This window comes from Gottfriedia acidiceleris (assembly GCF_004138285.1).
GTDB lineage: Bacteria > Bacillota > Bacilli > Bacillales > Bacillaceae_G > Gottfriedia > Gottfriedia acidiceleris_A.
This window is the reverse complement of the sequence record NZ_SCFN01000032.1, coordinates 24,076-40,614: the sequence shown is the minus strand read 5'-3', so window position 1 is coordinate 40,614 and position 16,539 is coordinate 24,076. Positions and strand designations below refer to the sequence as shown.

At 32.4% G+C, this 16,539-nt stretch carries 15 protein-coding genes and 1 riboswitch; of the genes, 2 read left to right on the top strand and 13 right to left on the bottom strand.

Going from position 1 to position 16,539, the window contains the following annotated elements; all coding sequences use genetic code 11:
• Positions 1–94: 94 nt before the first annotated feature.
• From EP747_RS22880 to EP747_RS22865, 4 genes are all read right to left on the bottom strand, one after another.
• Positions 95–1,771: a glycoside hydrolase family 13 protein gene (locus EP747_RS22880; protein ID WP_129692291.1), complete on the bottom strand. Its 1,677-nt coding sequence runs from the start codon at positions 1,769–1,771 to the stop codon at positions 95–97.
• Positions 1,772–2,029: 258 nt separating this feature from the next.
• Positions 2,030–2,842 carry a polymer-forming cytoskeletal protein gene (locus tag EP747_RS22875; RefSeq protein WP_165347240.1) on the bottom strand — a complete coding sequence of 271 codons (813 nt, stop codon included), beginning with the start codon at positions 2,840–2,842 and terminating at the stop codon, positions 2,030–2,032.
• Positions 2,843–2,863: 21 nt separating this feature from the next.
• Entirely contained in the window at positions 2,864–3,481 is a 618-nt protein-coding gene (locus EP747_RS22870; RefSeq protein WP_129692289.1) for a DUF4004 family protein, read from the bottom strand.
• Positions 3,482–3,823: 342 nt separating this feature from the next.
• Positions 3,824–4,159 (bottom strand): MGMT family protein, encoded by a 336-nt coding sequence (locus tag EP747_RS22865; RefSeq protein ID WP_129692288.1) that lies wholly within the window; start codon positions 4,157–4,159, stop codon positions 3,824–3,826.
• Between the two features lie 159 nt (positions 4,160–4,318).
• Between EP747_RS22865 and EP747_RS22860 the strand changes: the two genes are divergently transcribed.
• The gene (locus EP747_RS22860; RefSeq protein ID WP_165347238.1) at positions 4,319–5,017 is read left to right on the top strand and encodes an FTR1 family protein; all 699 of its coding nucleotides are present in this window, start codon (positions 4,319–4,321) and stop codon (positions 5,015–5,017) included.
• A 185-nt stretch (positions 5,018–5,202) separates the two neighbouring features.
• Complete coding sequence (locus tag EP747_RS22855) at positions 5,203–5,493, top strand: HesB/YadR/YfhF family protein (RefSeq protein WP_098231157.1); 291 nt, start codon at positions 5,203–5,205, stop codon at positions 5,491–5,493.
• A 116-nt stretch (positions 5,494–5,609) separates the two neighbouring features.
• On the opposite strand, the gene EP747_RS22850 is transcribed toward EP747_RS22855, so the two are convergent.
• The 9 genes from EP747_RS22850 to EP747_RS22810 all read right to left on the bottom strand — a co-directional run bounded on the left by EP747_RS22850 (position 5,610) and on the right by EP747_RS22810 (position 15,955).
• The gene (locus tag EP747_RS22850; RefSeq protein ID WP_129692286.1) at positions 5,610–8,711 is read right to left on the bottom strand and encodes an efflux RND transporter permease subunit; all 3,102 of its coding nucleotides are present in this window, start codon (positions 8,709–8,711) and stop codon (positions 5,610–5,612) included.
• A gap of 111 nt (positions 8,712–8,822) precedes the next feature.
• The gene (locus EP747_RS22845) at positions 8,823–10,154 is read right to left on the bottom strand and encodes a sensor histidine kinase (RefSeq protein ID WP_129692285.1); all 1,332 of its coding nucleotides are present in this window, start codon (positions 10,152–10,154) and stop codon (positions 8,823–8,825) included.
• Positions 10,151–10,834: a response regulator transcription factor gene (locus EP747_RS22840; RefSeq protein WP_129692284.1), complete on the bottom strand. Its 684-nt coding sequence runs from the start codon at positions 10,832–10,834 to the stop codon at positions 10,151–10,153. Before EP747_RS22840 ends, EP747_RS22845 begins: the two co-directional genes overlap by 4 nt.
• Before the next feature lie 183 nt (positions 10,835–11,017).
• Positions 11,018–11,251: a hypothetical protein gene (locus EP747_RS22835; protein WP_129692283.1), complete on the bottom strand. Its 234-nt coding sequence runs from the start codon at positions 11,249–11,251 to the stop codon at positions 11,018–11,020.
• 41 nt (positions 11,252–11,292) lie between these two features.
• Positions 11,293–11,432: riboswitch (cyclic di-AMP (ydaO/yuaA leader) on the bottom strand.
• A 267-nt stretch (positions 11,433–11,699) separates the two neighbouring features.
• Positions 11,700–12,047, bottom strand: coding sequence for a VOC family protein (locus EP747_RS22830; protein WP_129692294.1), 348 nt, complete (start codon positions 12,045–12,047; stop codon positions 11,700–11,702).
• 70 nt (positions 12,048–12,117) lie between these two features.
• Positions 12,118–12,696 (bottom strand): TMEM175 family protein, encoded by a 579-nt coding sequence (locus EP747_RS22825; protein WP_129692282.1) that lies wholly within the window; start codon positions 12,694–12,696, stop codon positions 12,118–12,120.
• Positions 12,697–12,851: 155 nt separating this feature from the next.
• Positions 12,852–13,376 (bottom strand): DinB family protein, encoded by a 525-nt coding sequence (locus EP747_RS22820; RefSeq protein ID WP_235832976.1) that lies wholly within the window; start codon positions 13,374–13,376, stop codon positions 12,852–12,854.
• 388 nt (positions 13,377–13,764) lie between these two features.
• Positions 13,765–14,034 (bottom strand): hypothetical protein, encoded by a 270-nt coding sequence (locus EP747_RS22815; protein ID WP_129692281.1) that lies wholly within the window; start codon positions 14,032–14,034, stop codon positions 13,765–13,767.
• A gap of 325 nt (positions 14,035–14,359) precedes the next feature.
• On the bottom strand, positions 14,360–15,955 hold the full coding sequence (locus tag EP747_RS22810; protein WP_129692280.1) for an FMN-binding glutamate synthase family protein: 1,596 nt from the start codon (positions 15,953–15,955) through the stop codon (positions 14,360–14,362).
• Positions 15,956–16,539: the final 584 nt, after the last annotated feature.

The window sequence follows — 16,539 nt, the reverse complement described above, 5'->3', positions numbered from 1 at the left end:
GAAAATTTGGTAATTAATTGACAAGATTGTTTTTCAACAACGTGAAAACAGACTGTCATTCGACAGTCTGTTTTGTAAATACCATTTAACAAAATTAAATTAAGCGATAAACTCTAGCTTCAAAAGGTTTAAATTCCATGTTTTCAACTAATTGGTGATCTGTTAATTCAAGGTTAGTTAAACTTAATTGTACATTTTTTTTCGTAAGTTCTTTCGGTAGAATAAATTTTTGTTTCTCTGAAGATAAATTAGTAATCACTAAGAATGTTTCTTTTTCACCATTTCGAGTGTATGCATAAACAGGTTCATTTTTAACGTCTAGATATTCATACGGTGCATAAACTAGTGCTTTATTTTCTTTACGTAAAGTAATCATCTTTTTATAGAATGATAAAATAGAGTCTGCGTCTTTTTCTTGAATTTCAACATTTATTTCATTAAAGTTATCATTCGTTTTAAGCCAAGGTTTACCCGTTGTAAATCCAGCATTCTTTGTACTGTTCCATTGCATAGGTGTGCGAGAATTATCACGGCCTGTTTTCCATAAAATGTCTAGAACATCTTGTTCAGTTGAACCATTTTCAATCATTGTATTATACATATTTTTTGCACTTACATCATTATAATCGTTGATTGATGTGTAATGAACATTTGTCATTCCAATTTCTTGCCCTTGGTAAATGAATGGCGTTCCTTGCATAAAGAAATACATTACCCCAATAGCTTTTGCTGAAATTTTCCAAAATGCTTCATCATCGTTTCCTAATGTACTGACTGCTCTAGGTATATCATGGTTCTCAATAAATAAAGCATTCCATCCATATCCTTCTAAACCAGTTTGCCATTTAGTAAGTACTTCTTTTAAATCGGCGATCGAAGTTTCAGATTCATCTGTTTTCTTCCAAAGATCTAAACTTTCAAATTGGAAAATCATATTGAACTTACCTTCTTTTTCTCCAACCCACAGGTGTGCATCTTTCGTTGTTACACCATTTGCTTCCCCGACTGTCATGATGTCATATTTATCAAATGTTTCACGTTTTAGTTCATCCAGATATTTGTGAATTCCTTCTTGATTCATGTGCATATCAAAGCTTGCCACATATTTCTCTTTCTTTGGATTTGGCATATCTGGAAAACCTGGTCTTTTTCTTATATGACTGATTGCGTCTACTCTGAAACCGTCGATTCCTTTATCTAACCACCAATTAATCATGTCATATACTTTTTGTCTTACTTCTTTGTTCTCCCAATTTAAATCAGGCTGTTTTTTTGAAAATAAGTGTAAGAAATATTCTTCTGTTGCTTCATCATATTCCCATGCAGATCCACCGAAAATACTTTCCCAGTTATTTGGTTCATGACCTGATTTTTTTCCTTCTCTCCAAATATAGTAGTCTCTATAAGGATTATCTTTAGATTTTTTAGATTCTAAAAACCAAGGATGCTCATCACTAGTATGATTGACTACTAAATCTAAAATTAACTTCATTCCTCTTTCGTGAACATTCTCTAATAGCTCATCAAAATCAGCCATTGTGCCAAACTCATCCATAATGTCCTGATAGTCCGAGATATCGTAACCATTATCATCATTTGGTGATTTGTAAAATGGACAAATCCAAATAACATCTATACCGAGTTCCTTTAAATAATCTAATTTCGAAATTACACCTCTTAAGTCGCCAATTCCATCACCATTTGAATCCATAAAGCTACGTGGATAAATTTGGTAAGCAACCGCTTCCTTCCACCAACTTTGATTTTTCATAATCTCTCTCCTCCAAATACATAAAAGCGTTTTCAATATTGACTATATTAGTAGCCTTCAATAAAAAATAAATACAATTTCATTGCAACCGTTTGCACATTATTATCTTAACATTCTACTAACTATAGTTCAATAACCGAAATAAAGAGAAAGCTTGCATCTTATTAGAACTTTCAATTCTAACTGCCTCGCAGCTTTATTATAAAACCCGTTTTTACGGAAACAAAAAAAAGCAACTCAGGATATCCCTTAAGCCGCTTATAGTTCTATTTTCTTTACATCCTTTACCTTTGCTGAAGGATGTATCTGAACATCTTCTGTATATTCCACAAGGTCGATTACACACTTTGGTCCAATTGTTACAGCATCTCCTCGTACTACGCTCGCTGTCGTATAATCAATCTTTACAGCACTTCCCTCAATTACATCTGATTTGAAGTTCAATCGATTATTAAAAAGTTTAGTAAAAACACGTGAAAATATATTATTGTCATCGAATCGACTAATTTCAATCGTTTCTCCACCAATTTCAGGTATATAGCTAAATCCATTATGAGGTAAATAGCCAAATCCACCGTGAGTAATTTTTACGTTTTCTGCATTTAATAAACCATTCATTGACAAGTGACCTTTAGCTGTAAATACTTCACATTCAGATCCTTTTTCTGTAGAAAGTGATCCTTTTACAGTAATTACCTCAGCCTTCACTATTCCTGTCGTTTTCATTGAGCCTGAAACATTAATACTTTGAACATTTAAGTCACCCTTTGTTTTAAAGCTACCGCTAACATTCACATCTCCACCAGAAACTTTACCATCAATCGAAGCCGATCCACTGACACTTATTTTTTTTGCATCAACATCACTTAGACATTTAGCGCTTCCACTGCAATTAAAATATTCAGTTTCGACTTTTCCATTGAATTTTGCTGAGCCACTTACCTTCACTTCATGACAAAAAATATCACCAAGTATACGTCCGCTTCCACTAATTCTAACGTCATCGTATTTGCCAGTACCAATTGTTCCAGAACCGTTAATAATCGCATCCTGCTTTGCTTGCACGCTCACTATAATCTCTCCTCCATTAATTTATTTAATCGATTTATTTAAATAGCTCGAGAGAGTAACATTGATTAAGATCGAATCCTTTTGATCAACAAACGTTTCATGTTGATTTCCAATAATCCATGTACCCATACCAAATTTCCGAATATAAATGACAGTCGCTTCATCCAAGTTAATTTGGTTTTTATGCGTTTCAACCAAATTTAAAAATTGCTTTATTTCATCTATTGTTACACTCCCTTTTGAAAGCCACTCGTTTACAAAAAGTAATGAACATAGTTGAACCGTACCTAAATGCTCTAATTTAGTATTTGGAAAAAGTGATTGATATATTTGTACGACTTGTTTAGGGATTTGCTCCAAAGATAAAGTAGCATTCCCACGATCAGAAACGATTTCTTCATTGATTGAAAACACTCTAGCAATATCATCTAATGATTGATCATCCTTCAACTCTTTTATTTTTTCAATCCGATCCAAAATTTTCTGTTTTGGAAAAAACGTTTCCTGTCCAGTAAAGCTTGATTTTTTCATAAACCACTCTTCAGGAATAATGTTTTTCCTTTTCCATCTATAAAGTTGTCCGTACGATATGCCTGTAAGTTGTAGTAAGTCTTTTTTGGAAATTAATTCTTCACTCATATGACATTCCTCCTGACACGAGTATAACAAAACAATGTTTCATTGTAAAGTATTCAAGGGTAACACTTTTGACATAACATTCTTCCAATTTCACAACAACATTGTGCGTAACAATGTTTTAATTATAGTGATTTTCAAATAAAGAAAACTCGTCGATTGACGAGCTTTTAAGTGAAGACAGAGTCGTAGTTGCACGTATACTTTATTTATAGAATTGGCTACAACATCGAGTATTCACCATTTTTCTTAGTGAAAAAAATACCCAAAATCCATTTACTAATGAATTTTGAGTAGCAATCCCATTCTAAATCTATCTAGTTAAAATGCACCTTTTCTTTCATCCTAAATTAAATCCACATCTTCTTTCTCAAGAACTACACTTACTTGATATTCCTTCAAGTTAATAGTTCTCTCGCTTGCAAATTTGACCCCTTCGTTTTGGAGGAAACGCTTTTGCCTTAAAAATCCTTCTTCATCTTGGATTCCTATTTCACCTTTAGCATTTATAACTCTATGCCATGGCAATTGGTATTTTTGGCCCATCGAGTGTAAGATTCTTACAACCTGTCTAGCTCCTCTTGGACTTCCTGCCAATTTTGCAACTTGACCATAAGTCATTACTTTTCCTGGTGGTATATTTTTAATAATTTCAATCGCTCTACTTGTAAAAGATTCCATTTTTTCCCCTTCTAAAATTCACATTTTAGGCTATTTTATATTAATTAATTTTACCACATAACTTATTATGCCTATTTATTAATAAAATAGTGTCCGTTTCTACTATTACCGAATAGTCTAGTTAGTAGATTTAAATATATTCGGGAGGATGATAGTGAGTTGAATGCTAATTTTTTAATAGCTTTGCGAGAAGGCCTTGAGGTTTCCTTAGTAATCGGGTTCTTACTCATCACTTTAATTCAGAGTAAAAAAGAGCATTTAATTAAGTCAGTAATTTACGGTACAATACTTGGAGTATTAGTTAGTATTTTTGCCGGATTTTTCTTATTTACAACATTCGGTGAACTAGATGGAAATGTTGAACATACTATTGAAGGTGTAATCCAATTAATTGCAGCATCGCTAATCTTCTATTTTATCTATTGGTTAAGTGGTCAAAGTAGCATTAATATTTCAGATAAGCTAAAATCAGAAGTTAAAATTAAAGATAGTAGTATTTCATTATTTTTAATGGCAAGCGTGTTTGTGATCCGTGAAGGCTTAGAGCTTGTACTGTTTGTTTTGTCAAATGCACAATCCATCGCTTTTGTTGGTATGATTTCTATTTTACTAGGTATTATTGCAGCTGTCTTAATCGCATATTTATTTATCAAAACTACAATTAATTTAAATATTAAAGTCATTTTTACTTTACTAGGTATTCTATTAATTTTCTTTGGTGGAAAAGTATTTACTGAAGGAATTTTCTCATTTGTAGATGCTACACCACTAGTTGAACAAATCGTCTATTATGGATTTGTCGTCATTTCACTATTTATTCTATTTAAAAACAACATACTATCATTTTTCAAAAAATAAAATAGATTAGTCTTAAGCGACTGTCCCAAAATACTTCAATAAGAGAAGAAAACCTGATGAGGGTTTTCTTCTCTTATTCTAATTACGATTTCGTTCAGCACTTTTTACACTTAACATCACTTTTCTGTATAGTTTTTCACATTCATACTATAATATTTTTATAAGATAAAGAAAGGTCGGTTACAATGAAAATTACAATTTCTGAAGATGCATTAAAATGGTTTCAAGATGAGATGAATGTAAAAGAAGGAGATACAATTCGTTTTTTCGCGCGATACGGTGGAAATAGTACAATACATAAAGGCTATTCTTTAGGAGTTACTAAAGAACAACCTGTAGACATCGGGGAATCTATTACTATTGATAACGTTGTCTATTTTATAAACGAAACAGATTTATGGTATTTTAAAGATTATAATTTAAACGTAATTGTAAATGAAAATAATGAATTACATTTTGATTATGAACCTAAATAATACGAGGAGCTTAGGCAGCGTTTGTGCCTAAGCTCTTTTTTAGTTTTTCATTTAACAGAGTTTTGTTTTAAATATAAAAGAGTGCCCCACTATTTATGTGAGGCACACTTCATCAATTATTCTTCAATCTTTTTCTTTTTGCTTACTAACTTATAAATAACTGGAATGATGATTAGTGTTAAGAATGTTGAAGTTGTTAAACCACCAATTACAGTTACTGCTAAACCTTTCGAAATTAAGCCAGATGTTGAATTTGAAAGGGCCATTGGTACTAATGCAAGAATTGTCGCTAATGCTGTCATTAGGATTGGACGTAATCTTGTCTTTGAAGCCTCAATTAATGCGTCAGTTATATCTAATCCATTTTTACGGTTATGTTCGACACGGTCTAATAATACAACCGCATTCGTTACTACAATACCGATCAACATTAATAGTCCAATCATTGCACTCATTGATAGTGTTTGCTTGCCAATAAATAACGCTAAGAAAGCTCCGACTGGTACAAAGATTAATGATGTTAAAATAACAAACGGTGTTCTTAAACCACCAAATGTCATGCTCATGATTAAGAATACTAATCCAACAGCAACTACCATTGCTAATCCTAAATCACTGAATCCATCTGTAATCATATCTAAACCGCCGCCGATTTTCATATCAACGCTTTTTGGTAAATCAATTTTATTTAAGTGATTTGTTACTTCTTTTGTAATTGCTGCTGTGTCTTTACCTTTTACAACCGCACTTACTGATGCATACATTTTTCCATCTTCATGGTTGATTGAAACAGGTGCATCCTTTTGAGAAATTGTAACATAATCTTTTACTTCTTTCGGACCTGTTGCAGTCATAAATTTAATTTTTTCAATATCTTCTTTTGAAGTTGCTTTATTTTTATAACCTACAGTAAGCTTATTTGTTTCTCCGTTTAAATCGTAATCACCAATTTCAACGTCGTTAATTTTTTCATTAATAGCTCCCATAACTTGGAACATTGAAATATTTTCATCGCGTGCTTTATCGTTTAATGTAATTTCTAATTTAGGTTGTACATCTTTTAAATTATTAGAAACATTTTTCAGACGATCATCACTATTTAATTCTTTTTCAATTTTTGATGCTGCTTCTTTTAGATCATTAAAGTTAGCAGAATATAAATTTACATCAATATTGTTCCCTGTTGGAGGACCATTTTGAGAAAGTTCTTTTGCTGTGATTGTTGTACCTTTTACTTTCGCATCAACAATAGAAGGAACTTCTTTATTGATTTTTGAAAGTTCTTTATCCATGTTCTTTCCATCTTTTAGATTGATTTGGAAGATTGCTTTATTTTTGCCACCATCCATATTCATCATAAAATCACGTTTACCACCAACAGTAGCTTGTACACTGTCAATTAGGTCTGAATCTGCAAAGTATTTTTCTAATTCTTTTGCAACTATATTTGATTGGTCCACAGTACTATTTGATGGTAGAGTTGCTGTCACTTGAAGTGTTTTATTTACACTACCAGGTAAGAACGAGAATCCTAATAAAGGAATCATCGATAATGAACCAGCTAATAAAACGATTGATAATAAGATAACAATCAATTTACGTTTTAATGCCGAACGAAGTAACTTTTCGTAGCCTCTCATAAAACGAGTATCATTACTGTGCTCTTTTAATGGTTTTGATAAGAATTTTGCTCCTAATGTTGGAATTAAAATGATCGCAACAATTAGAGAAGTTAAAATCGAAACTACTACTGAAATAGCAAATGGTCTAAAGAATTCTCCAATAATACCACTTACAAATGCTAAAGGTAAAAATACTACTACAGTTGCAAATGTAGATGATGCAATGGCACCAATTACTTCTTTAGTTGCATATAATGCCATTTCTTTTTTCTTATATTGATTACCTTTTTGTTGTTTCCATCTGTATATATTTTCAATTACAACGATACTATCATCAACAATACGTCCAATTGCAACAACTAGACCACCTAAAGTCATAATGTTCAAAGTATAACCCAATGAATTTAATACTGATATTGTTGCAAAGATTGAAATTGGTAGTGATAAAATTGAAATGATTGTCGCTCTAATGTTTCTTAAGAATAACAGAATAACGACTACTGTAAATAACGCACCTAATAGACCTTCTTTAATTAAAGAACTAACGGATTTCTCGATTTCTTTACCGTTATCCATAATGACATGCGTTTCTACATTATTGTCTTTCTTAAATGATTTAATTTCTTTTTTAACAGATGTTGCTACATCCGCTGTATTTGAATCTTGTGTTTGAGAAACAGATAAAATATAACTTTCTTTACCGTTATATCTAGAAATTTGATCTTGAACCGATACTACTTTTACATCTGCAATGTCTGCAACAGTAACATTTTTTGGCATTACTGTTTGTGCTTGTCCTGCACTTCTACCTAGTTGTGCCCCCTGAGTCATCGTACCCATTTGTGTACTTTGGGCAGCTGCACTAGATAAAACTGTTTTTTTGATTTGATCGACTGAGTTTAACGTACCTTTCATTCGAACAGATACTGTTTTTCCATTATTCTCAACAGACCCTAATGGCACTGCGTAATCTAGACCTTGAATTGCTGTTTTAATAGTGTCTAAAGAAATCCCTTTTTCTTCAGCTTTTTTATTATCTACAACGATTTGAATTTCTTCATCTTTTGTTCCTTGAAGACTTACATCACTAACGCCAGTGATTTTTTTAATTTGGGGAAGTAAATCTTTTTCAATTGATTGTTGCAAATCTTTTACTTGACCGTTATTTGCAATTGCAACTTGATAAATAGGAGCAGAATCCATCGCAATTCGTTGAACTGTCGCTTCTGCTTTTTCAGGTAACTTTGTTTTATTGATTACATTATCAACGTCTTTTTCAATCTTATCCATATCCGATCCAAAAGGATAAATCAAAAAGATTGAAGCCATATTTTCACTTGAAGTACTTGTTAACTGATCATAGTTTTCAAGCTTCATTAAACCTGATTCGATTGGTTTAGTGACCTCAGTTTCTATATCCTCAGATGATGCACCAGGGTATACTACCTGTATTGCGACAGCTGGAAATGAAACATCAGGAAATGTTTCAATTTGTATTTTTTGGGCAGAATAAATTCCCCCTATTAAAACAAGAACACTTAAAATAATAACTGATATTGTGTTCTTCAAACTTAATTTCGTTAAGCCAGCAAACATAATGTATTTATTTCCCCTTTCGATTGGTTACAATTCTAATACGTGGTTAGTTTATCAAATCTATATGAACAGAATATGAACAATTAAGAACATAATTTGAACTTTTTAATTTTACAAGCTCTTCGGTAGGATAATCGTAAAGCTGGTTCCTTTTCCAACACCACTTTCAACTTCTATTTTCCCATGATGTATTTCGATAATTTTTTGAACAATCGAAAGACCAAGCCCAGTTCCTTTTTTATTTCTAGAACGGTCTGCTTGATAAAAACGTTCAAATATCCGTTCAATATCTTCCTTACTTATTCCTAATCCACTATCGCTAATGAGGACATGAATATTATGATCCAATTCCAAAATATCTACTTTAATGTACCCAGCTATATTTGAGAACTTAATCGCATTTTGAAGTAAATTAATCCAAACTTGTTCAAGAAGTAAACGATCTGCTACTATTTCTGTTTGTGGTAAATTTAATACTAATTGAAGCTTTTTACTTTCCCAATGTGGCTCTAATGCCAATATAATTTTTCGAATTTGTTCATCTAATTTGTAGGTCGTAGGCTGGAATGGATGTTGCTCAGAATCTAATGAAGCTAGCTTTAATAATCTTTCACTCATCATAGAAAGACGTTCACTCTCTGCCTCAATAATGGATAAATAATGTTCCTTTTTCTCTTCAGTTAATTGCTTATTTCTTAAAACCTTTGCAAATCCTTTAATAGATGTTAGCGGTGATTGAATTTCATGAGAAACATTTGAAACAAATTCACTTCTCATTTCTTCTAGCTTGTTTAATTTATTCGTCATCAGATTAAAGTTTGAAGCGAGTAGTCCAATTTCATCCTTACGTTTAATCGTTACTTGTACGTCATAGTTACCTTTTGCCAGTTCTTTTGTAGCACGAATTAGCTCTTTTACTGGCTTTACTAATAACTTAGCAACAAATAAAAATGTCACTGATCCAATTATTAATGTTGTAAGCAAACTAAAAAATAAAACTCTACGCATTTTAAAGAACCCACGATCAATATTGGGCTGAATAAATAATGCATATTCATGCCCAGCCTTTTCAAAAGGGAGGCCTATGAGATAAGGATTACCTTTTGTTTGAACATTACTTTTGTTTAGTACGTTTAATACTTGTACTTTTTTTATGTTGTTCTTTTTTAGTGCTGTATTTCTTAAAACGATTTTACCCGACTCATCATACAGTGTTATATAAAAATTTTTACTAAGAATCTGTAATGTCGCATCTACTCCATTTTGATTATCTGGTTTAGAGTATATGGAAATAAAATTTTCACCAACATCTTTTAAATCACTTTGTACTTCTGTTTCAACGTGTTTTATAAAGTATTTTGAAGCGATAAAAAAAGTAATGACTAAACTCAGCAAAATAACTGAAATAAAGATTAAAACCAATCTCGTATACATGCTTTTCATGTGTGATTTTCCTCTAATTTATAGCCTAAACCTCTTATTGTAACGATTTCGACTGTAGCCTTTAACTCTCTTAGTCGCTCTCGTACTCTCTTTATATGCACATCAACTGTGCGTTCATCTCCTTCATAATCAAGTCCCCATATTTGCTCAATCAAATCATTCCTCGTAAAAATTCTTCCAGCTTGACTTGCGAGCTTAAACAATAATTCGAATTCCTTTAATGGTAACGTAATTGATTGATCATTCGCCGAAATTTCATATTTAACTTGATTAATTGTTAAATTACCTACAAAAATATTTTTATCAGATAGTAATTGAAATCTTCTTAATAGAGCTTTGACACGGGCTACGATTTCCAAAGGATCAAAAGGCTTTACAACATAATCATCTACCCCAAGATCAAAGCCCTTTAATTTATCTTGAGATTCACCTTTTGCTGTGACCATTAAAATCGGAATATCATAATACTTTTTAACTTCTTTTGTCAGCTCATATCCATCTACTTCAGGCATCATCACATCAACTACTACTATTTGAATATTATTTTCTTCCAGTAACGTTAATGCTTCTTGACCATTTTCAGCCTCAATAACCGTATAGCCTTCACCACTTAAAAAAATAGAGATTAACTCCCGAATATTTGCATCATCATCGACAACTAATACTTTTACATGATTCAATAAATTCACCTACTTACATTTACAAATAATTATGTACATATTATATAAACTCATTATGAACTAAATATGAATTAAGAAACCAAAACTAACTACAAAAAAAGAGAATGGCTTAATTGACCACTCTCTTAAGGAAGTTTTAAAAGTTTTCTCGACTTATTTTTAATTCGTGATCTTCTACAATACTCAATCTATTCTCACGACTTTACCTGATTTTCTCTCTCTAACGATTCTCTTCCTATTCCCTGACTTTCCACATCTATCTTTTCCATTTTCATCATCTACTACAGAATCCTTACGAGTCATAAATGCTGCCATTAACATAGTTAAAATAAGAATCCCACCAAATATATACATTTCTAGCACCTCATAACCCCCACTTACTTCTTCATTTATCAAAATTGAATGCAAAAAAGACACTGGGAAAATCTCCAGTGCCTTAATAAGACATCATTTTGGAAACCTTCTCCCTACACGCCTACGAGGTTAGCTGTCGGATTCGGACCTAAAAAGTAGCCCTACCTAAAAAGGATTCACCCCAAAGTACAATTGCACAAAAATTGGTTCCCCCGCTTCAAAATTGAAATGTCCCTTTATATATAGAAGAAACACTCAATTGAACTCAGCGATCTATGGTCATTTAATTTTATGTATATTACTTAAATTACAATTCAACTACTAAATTGTAAACTATTTTACTTCTTAAAGAAACTAATATGTCTTTTGTTTAAATATACTGGGCCAATAAAAGACCATTATGATAAGTATAAAAATCTTTTCCTAGTTGATTTTAGATAATCCAAACCACCACTTCGTGAAAAAGAAAAAAGGATTGCCGCAGCAATCCTTTCTTAAGTTCAAGCGCAGGTTATTTTTCCCAAAGTTCAACCAATCTACCTTCTGGATCTTTAATCCAAACAAACTTACCATAATCACTAATCTCTTTTTCCTTTGCAAGAGGTACACCCACTTGTTCAAGATGCTTAATCATCTCGTCTAGATTATAAACTTGAAAATTTAACATCACTTGCTGTTCTGATGGGAAATAACTGTCATCTTCAGTAAAGAAAGAAAAGATCGTTTCATTTTCAGAATCGGGTTTAATAATAGTCCCATTCCAATTTTCTATTTCAACATTCAATACTTTACTGTACCAATTTTTTAAAGCATCCAGATTTTTAGTCCTCCAAAATATTCCCCCGAAACCTTTTATCATCATAATTAACTCCCTCACTTTTTATAAAGTCATTAATTTAAAACAAAATCATTGTAAAAAAACAACTTGTTTACTTACTTTGCATAACTTTCTCTATTCGACGGTCCGGTAATAACCACATAATTGCAACGATTACATAAATTATTTGAGCGAACCAAGGCCAAATCAAAGAGGTGCAAACTCCAGATAAGTAACAAACCACTGAAGCTTTTCCCTTCCAATCGTTACCTACAGCCTGTTTTAACTTTGAATTCTTTCCCTCTTTTTGGATAATTATACCTTGTAATATGAAGTAAGCTATTGCGGCCATTAAGAGTATTACCCCATAAAGCATTGTCGGATAAGGCTTATAATGGTTTTCTCCCATCCAACCAGAAGCAAAAGGAATTAAGGATAACCAGAAAAGCAAATGAAGATTTGCCCACATTATTGATCCTGTCACCTTTTGAATAGTGTGTATCATATGATGATGGTTGTTCCAGTAAATACCTACATAAATGAAACTAAGTAAATAACTAAGAAAGGTTGGGAAAAGTTGTATTAAGTCATGTATATCCGGACTGTGGGGAATCTTAATCTCTAGGACCATAATTGTAATAATGATAGCAAGTACACCGTCACTAAAAGCTTCCAACCGATTTTTATTCATTGTTCATCCCCTATTATTATTTGTCTTTTTGTTTTATCTATTTTTTTATCTATTTAAAATCCTTATTTCTTCGTAAAATAATAAAAACTAAATTTATAAAAATTATCATTTCGGTTAGTTTAAAGAATGCATTCAAAAGACACACCTGAGGCCCGTCACTTAACAAGCCTTTGTTCTAACTCACTTTTTTGACGCAAGTGATGACGAAAATGCATATAAACCAAATCATACCATTCCCTTGCATTTAGCCAGCCGAACCCTCCATGCTTGACTTTATAATTTGGGTTTATATTATCCACTTTCGATTCCCAATGGCTCAACCTTAGAATGACTTGATCGATTCTGCTGATCAGCTCGTCCTTACTATCTGAATTATTAGGTGGATCATTTAGTTCATCTGGTAATTTAATTTTAATTGGTGGAAATCCCCCAATCTTATATAAATGCTCACCAAATTCCGTTTTCCCAAAGGGTTGTTCATCATTTAATGTGGTACAAGTTTCCATGCTATCGAGATATTCATGGGCACAAATAATTAAATGGTCATACATTTGACCAATAGACCAAACCGCCTCTTCAGATTTATACCTTAACTGTTCCGAAGAGTAATTTTGAAGCTCGTTTTTGTATGTATTAATCAGTTCAAGTTCGCTCAGGTTAGATTCCTCCTTTGTATTCACTCAAATCTAAAATTTTACATTTTTTTCATATGTAACTAATCATTCAATGTTCGTTTACAAATCCCTTCTTCAAAATACCTACCAATTATCTCAATAAAAAAAATCGACTTTGCAGTCGATTTCTTTTGTACAACTAAATTATACTTTAGATACGTACTATAATAGAATCCTAATTACTTAAATCTTATTTAAAAACTAGATGATATAAGTAAAGAGCAACCTAATCCAATATTGTTCCAATTCGGAAAATCAAAATACCAATTCCAATCAAAAAAAATAAATCAAATATTATATATACATCCAAAAACGCAAAAAAGGAATCTCCTAAAATAATGATTCCTCAAAAATACTCTTTAGCTATGAAAATATTCAAACAACTTTTTAAATTTTAATATGGAGTAGGTAAAGGCGTTCCCGGTGGTCTCCACCAAGATTCAACAGTTTTCCAAGCAGTATTATAATCGTAACCTTTTCCCATCAAATATCCTATAGCAACTGCTTCTGTTAATGCATGTTGATAGCCAAGGTGTTGTGCTTCTTTTAATCCGTGACTAACAGCTGGGTTTATTAGTGTTAGAATTTGTTGTGGATTTACAGCTTGCTGTGGATTTCTATAATATTCATTATAAATATAAGGTACATGGTTGTAGATGGTCATAATAACTTTCCTCCCTTTTGAATAACGTATTATGCTATTTTGGGCTTTCGAATCTTTATAATATATGTAGATTTGGGAGTTTGCGGAATAGGCTATAAGCACGACTTAATAATTTTTAGGTGAAAACTACAATCTTAACGGTTGTTAAACTTCTCTGTCTAAATAAATGAAGGGCGCTGACTAGGTCAGCACCCTATGCGACTGCCCGTCGCACAAAAAGACTACCTAAGTAGTCTATCTTTGTTCAACTATTAAGAGCCTAAAAAACTATTTCTGATAAAGTCCGGTCTAGCGGCGAAAAATACGTATAGTAAAGGTACTATTATTAATCTACTTTTTCTACCATTGAGTGATAAATTTCCTTCAGTGACCACACTTTCCCTTTTTCATCTTTATAAACGACATGTTCACTTTGAAAGTGGACAGGGGAATCCAAACCTGCAGCTGCAGCTAACCGAAATAAACCTTCACGCATTGAAATTAGATAATTAGCTGTTCGATATTTTTTTTCATCAATGACAAGGGCTTTTTGTAAATCAGGATCTGTTGTGGCCACACCGACTGGACATGCATTGGAGTGGCATTTTAATGCTTGGATACAACCAATCGTAATCATAAATCCTCTTGCGATATTAACAAGATCAGCCCCCATTGCTAGTGCAATTGCTACTCGATCAGGCGAAAATAATTTTCCTGAAGCTATTATTTTAACTTGGTCACGTACGCCATATTTTCTTAAAGCATTATCCATTAATGGTAATGCAGATTTAATTGGCAACCCTACACTATCCGCCAGTTCCTGGTATGTGGCACCTGTCCCCCCTTCACCGCCGTCTACTGTAATAAAGTCAGGGCCTTTCCCAGTACTTTTTATATGTTTTGCTAATTCATCAGCTTCATGACCACTTCCAATAACCACTTTCATTCCTACTGGTTTTCCTGTTTGTTCTCGGATTTGTTCTATAAAGTCAAACAAAGAAGGAAAGTCCTGAAACTCTCGAAAACGATTAGGACTATCAATAGATTTAAACGGTTCTACCATTCTTATTCTTGCAATTTCCTCTGTTACCTTTTCCCCATCAATATGTCCACCGCGTGTTTTAGCACCTTGAGCTAATTTAAGTTCAAAAGCTTTTACTTCAGGAATTTTACTTTTTTCTTTCATGGCATCCCAATTAAAATTCCCCTCTTTATCTCTAACACCAAATAAACCTGGGCCAATTTGCATGATAATATCAACACCACCCTTTAGATGGTATTCAGATAAACCACCCTCACCTGTATTCATCCATGTCCCCTTGGCAATTGCTAATCCCTCTGAGAGTGCAGTAATAGCCTTTTCACCTAAGGATCCATAGCTCATAGCAGACATACCAATCTGGCCTTTTACAATAAAAGGATACCTCGTGTTTTTACCTATCACAATTGCATCACTATCATCCAATAAAAATGCAAGTGAATCATTCTTCTCTAATCTTTCCTCCTTCTGGGTAAATAAAGGCTCTTTAATCAATAAATATCGGTTTGTTGTTACATTTATTTTTTCGTCCATTTTTAATTCTTCTGACAGTTTAGGGAACATCGAATTTTTAATATAATACCCTTTTTCTTCAAAATCTCTTTTAGAACCATACCCAAGGACATCTCGTTTATATTTTGCTTTTTTGACAATATGTTCATATTCATCTCTAGAAAAAGGTTTACCTTCTAGGTCATTGTTAAATAAATACTGACGTAACTCAGGTCCAATAGTTTCTAAGAAGTACCTAACTCGTCCTATTACTGGGTAATTACGGAGTATTGGATGCTGCTTCTGTCTGCGATCTATAAAAAACAAATATAGTGTACCTATTATTAAAACTAAAAGTATTAAGGCAAAAAAAATGAATCCAAGGATAATTAAAAAATTTGTTATATTCAATTATAATTCCCCCTTGAAAAAGTCCCGTAAAATTACTATCAAATTAAAATACTTCTTTCTTACTCTCCTTAGCTTGCATCATCGATTACACTCTTATTCAGCTATAAAGTCAACTAGAAAAAAGTTAGTGTTAGATGCTCTAATCGTTATTTAACAATTTCTTTTATTTGATCATTTAAATATTCTACAAGAGGTTTGTAATTCTTTACTCCTCCAAATAAGAGGCCCCTTTTTTATATAAAACCCATTTAAATATTATCATTTATAAATATTCTATAAATCATAAAATAGTACTCTCATTATTGAACTTTACTGCCATGGCTCCTATGGAAAATGGGGAATCCTGAGCCCCAGTAGGCACGACGAGGAGTCTTGGGTCTCGCTCCACTGAAAACGAGCATCGGTAGTGAAAATTTACGTCTTATTTTCATTAATGCTAATCGCAAAATCGTCCTGAAAATTAAAATCTAATTAACTTTTTATCTCCAAAATAATAAGTTATTAAATTTTCTAAGACGTGTTAATATTCTTCTTGTTAAATAGTGGAATAATATGGAATACTAAAGCTAATAACTATTATTTTA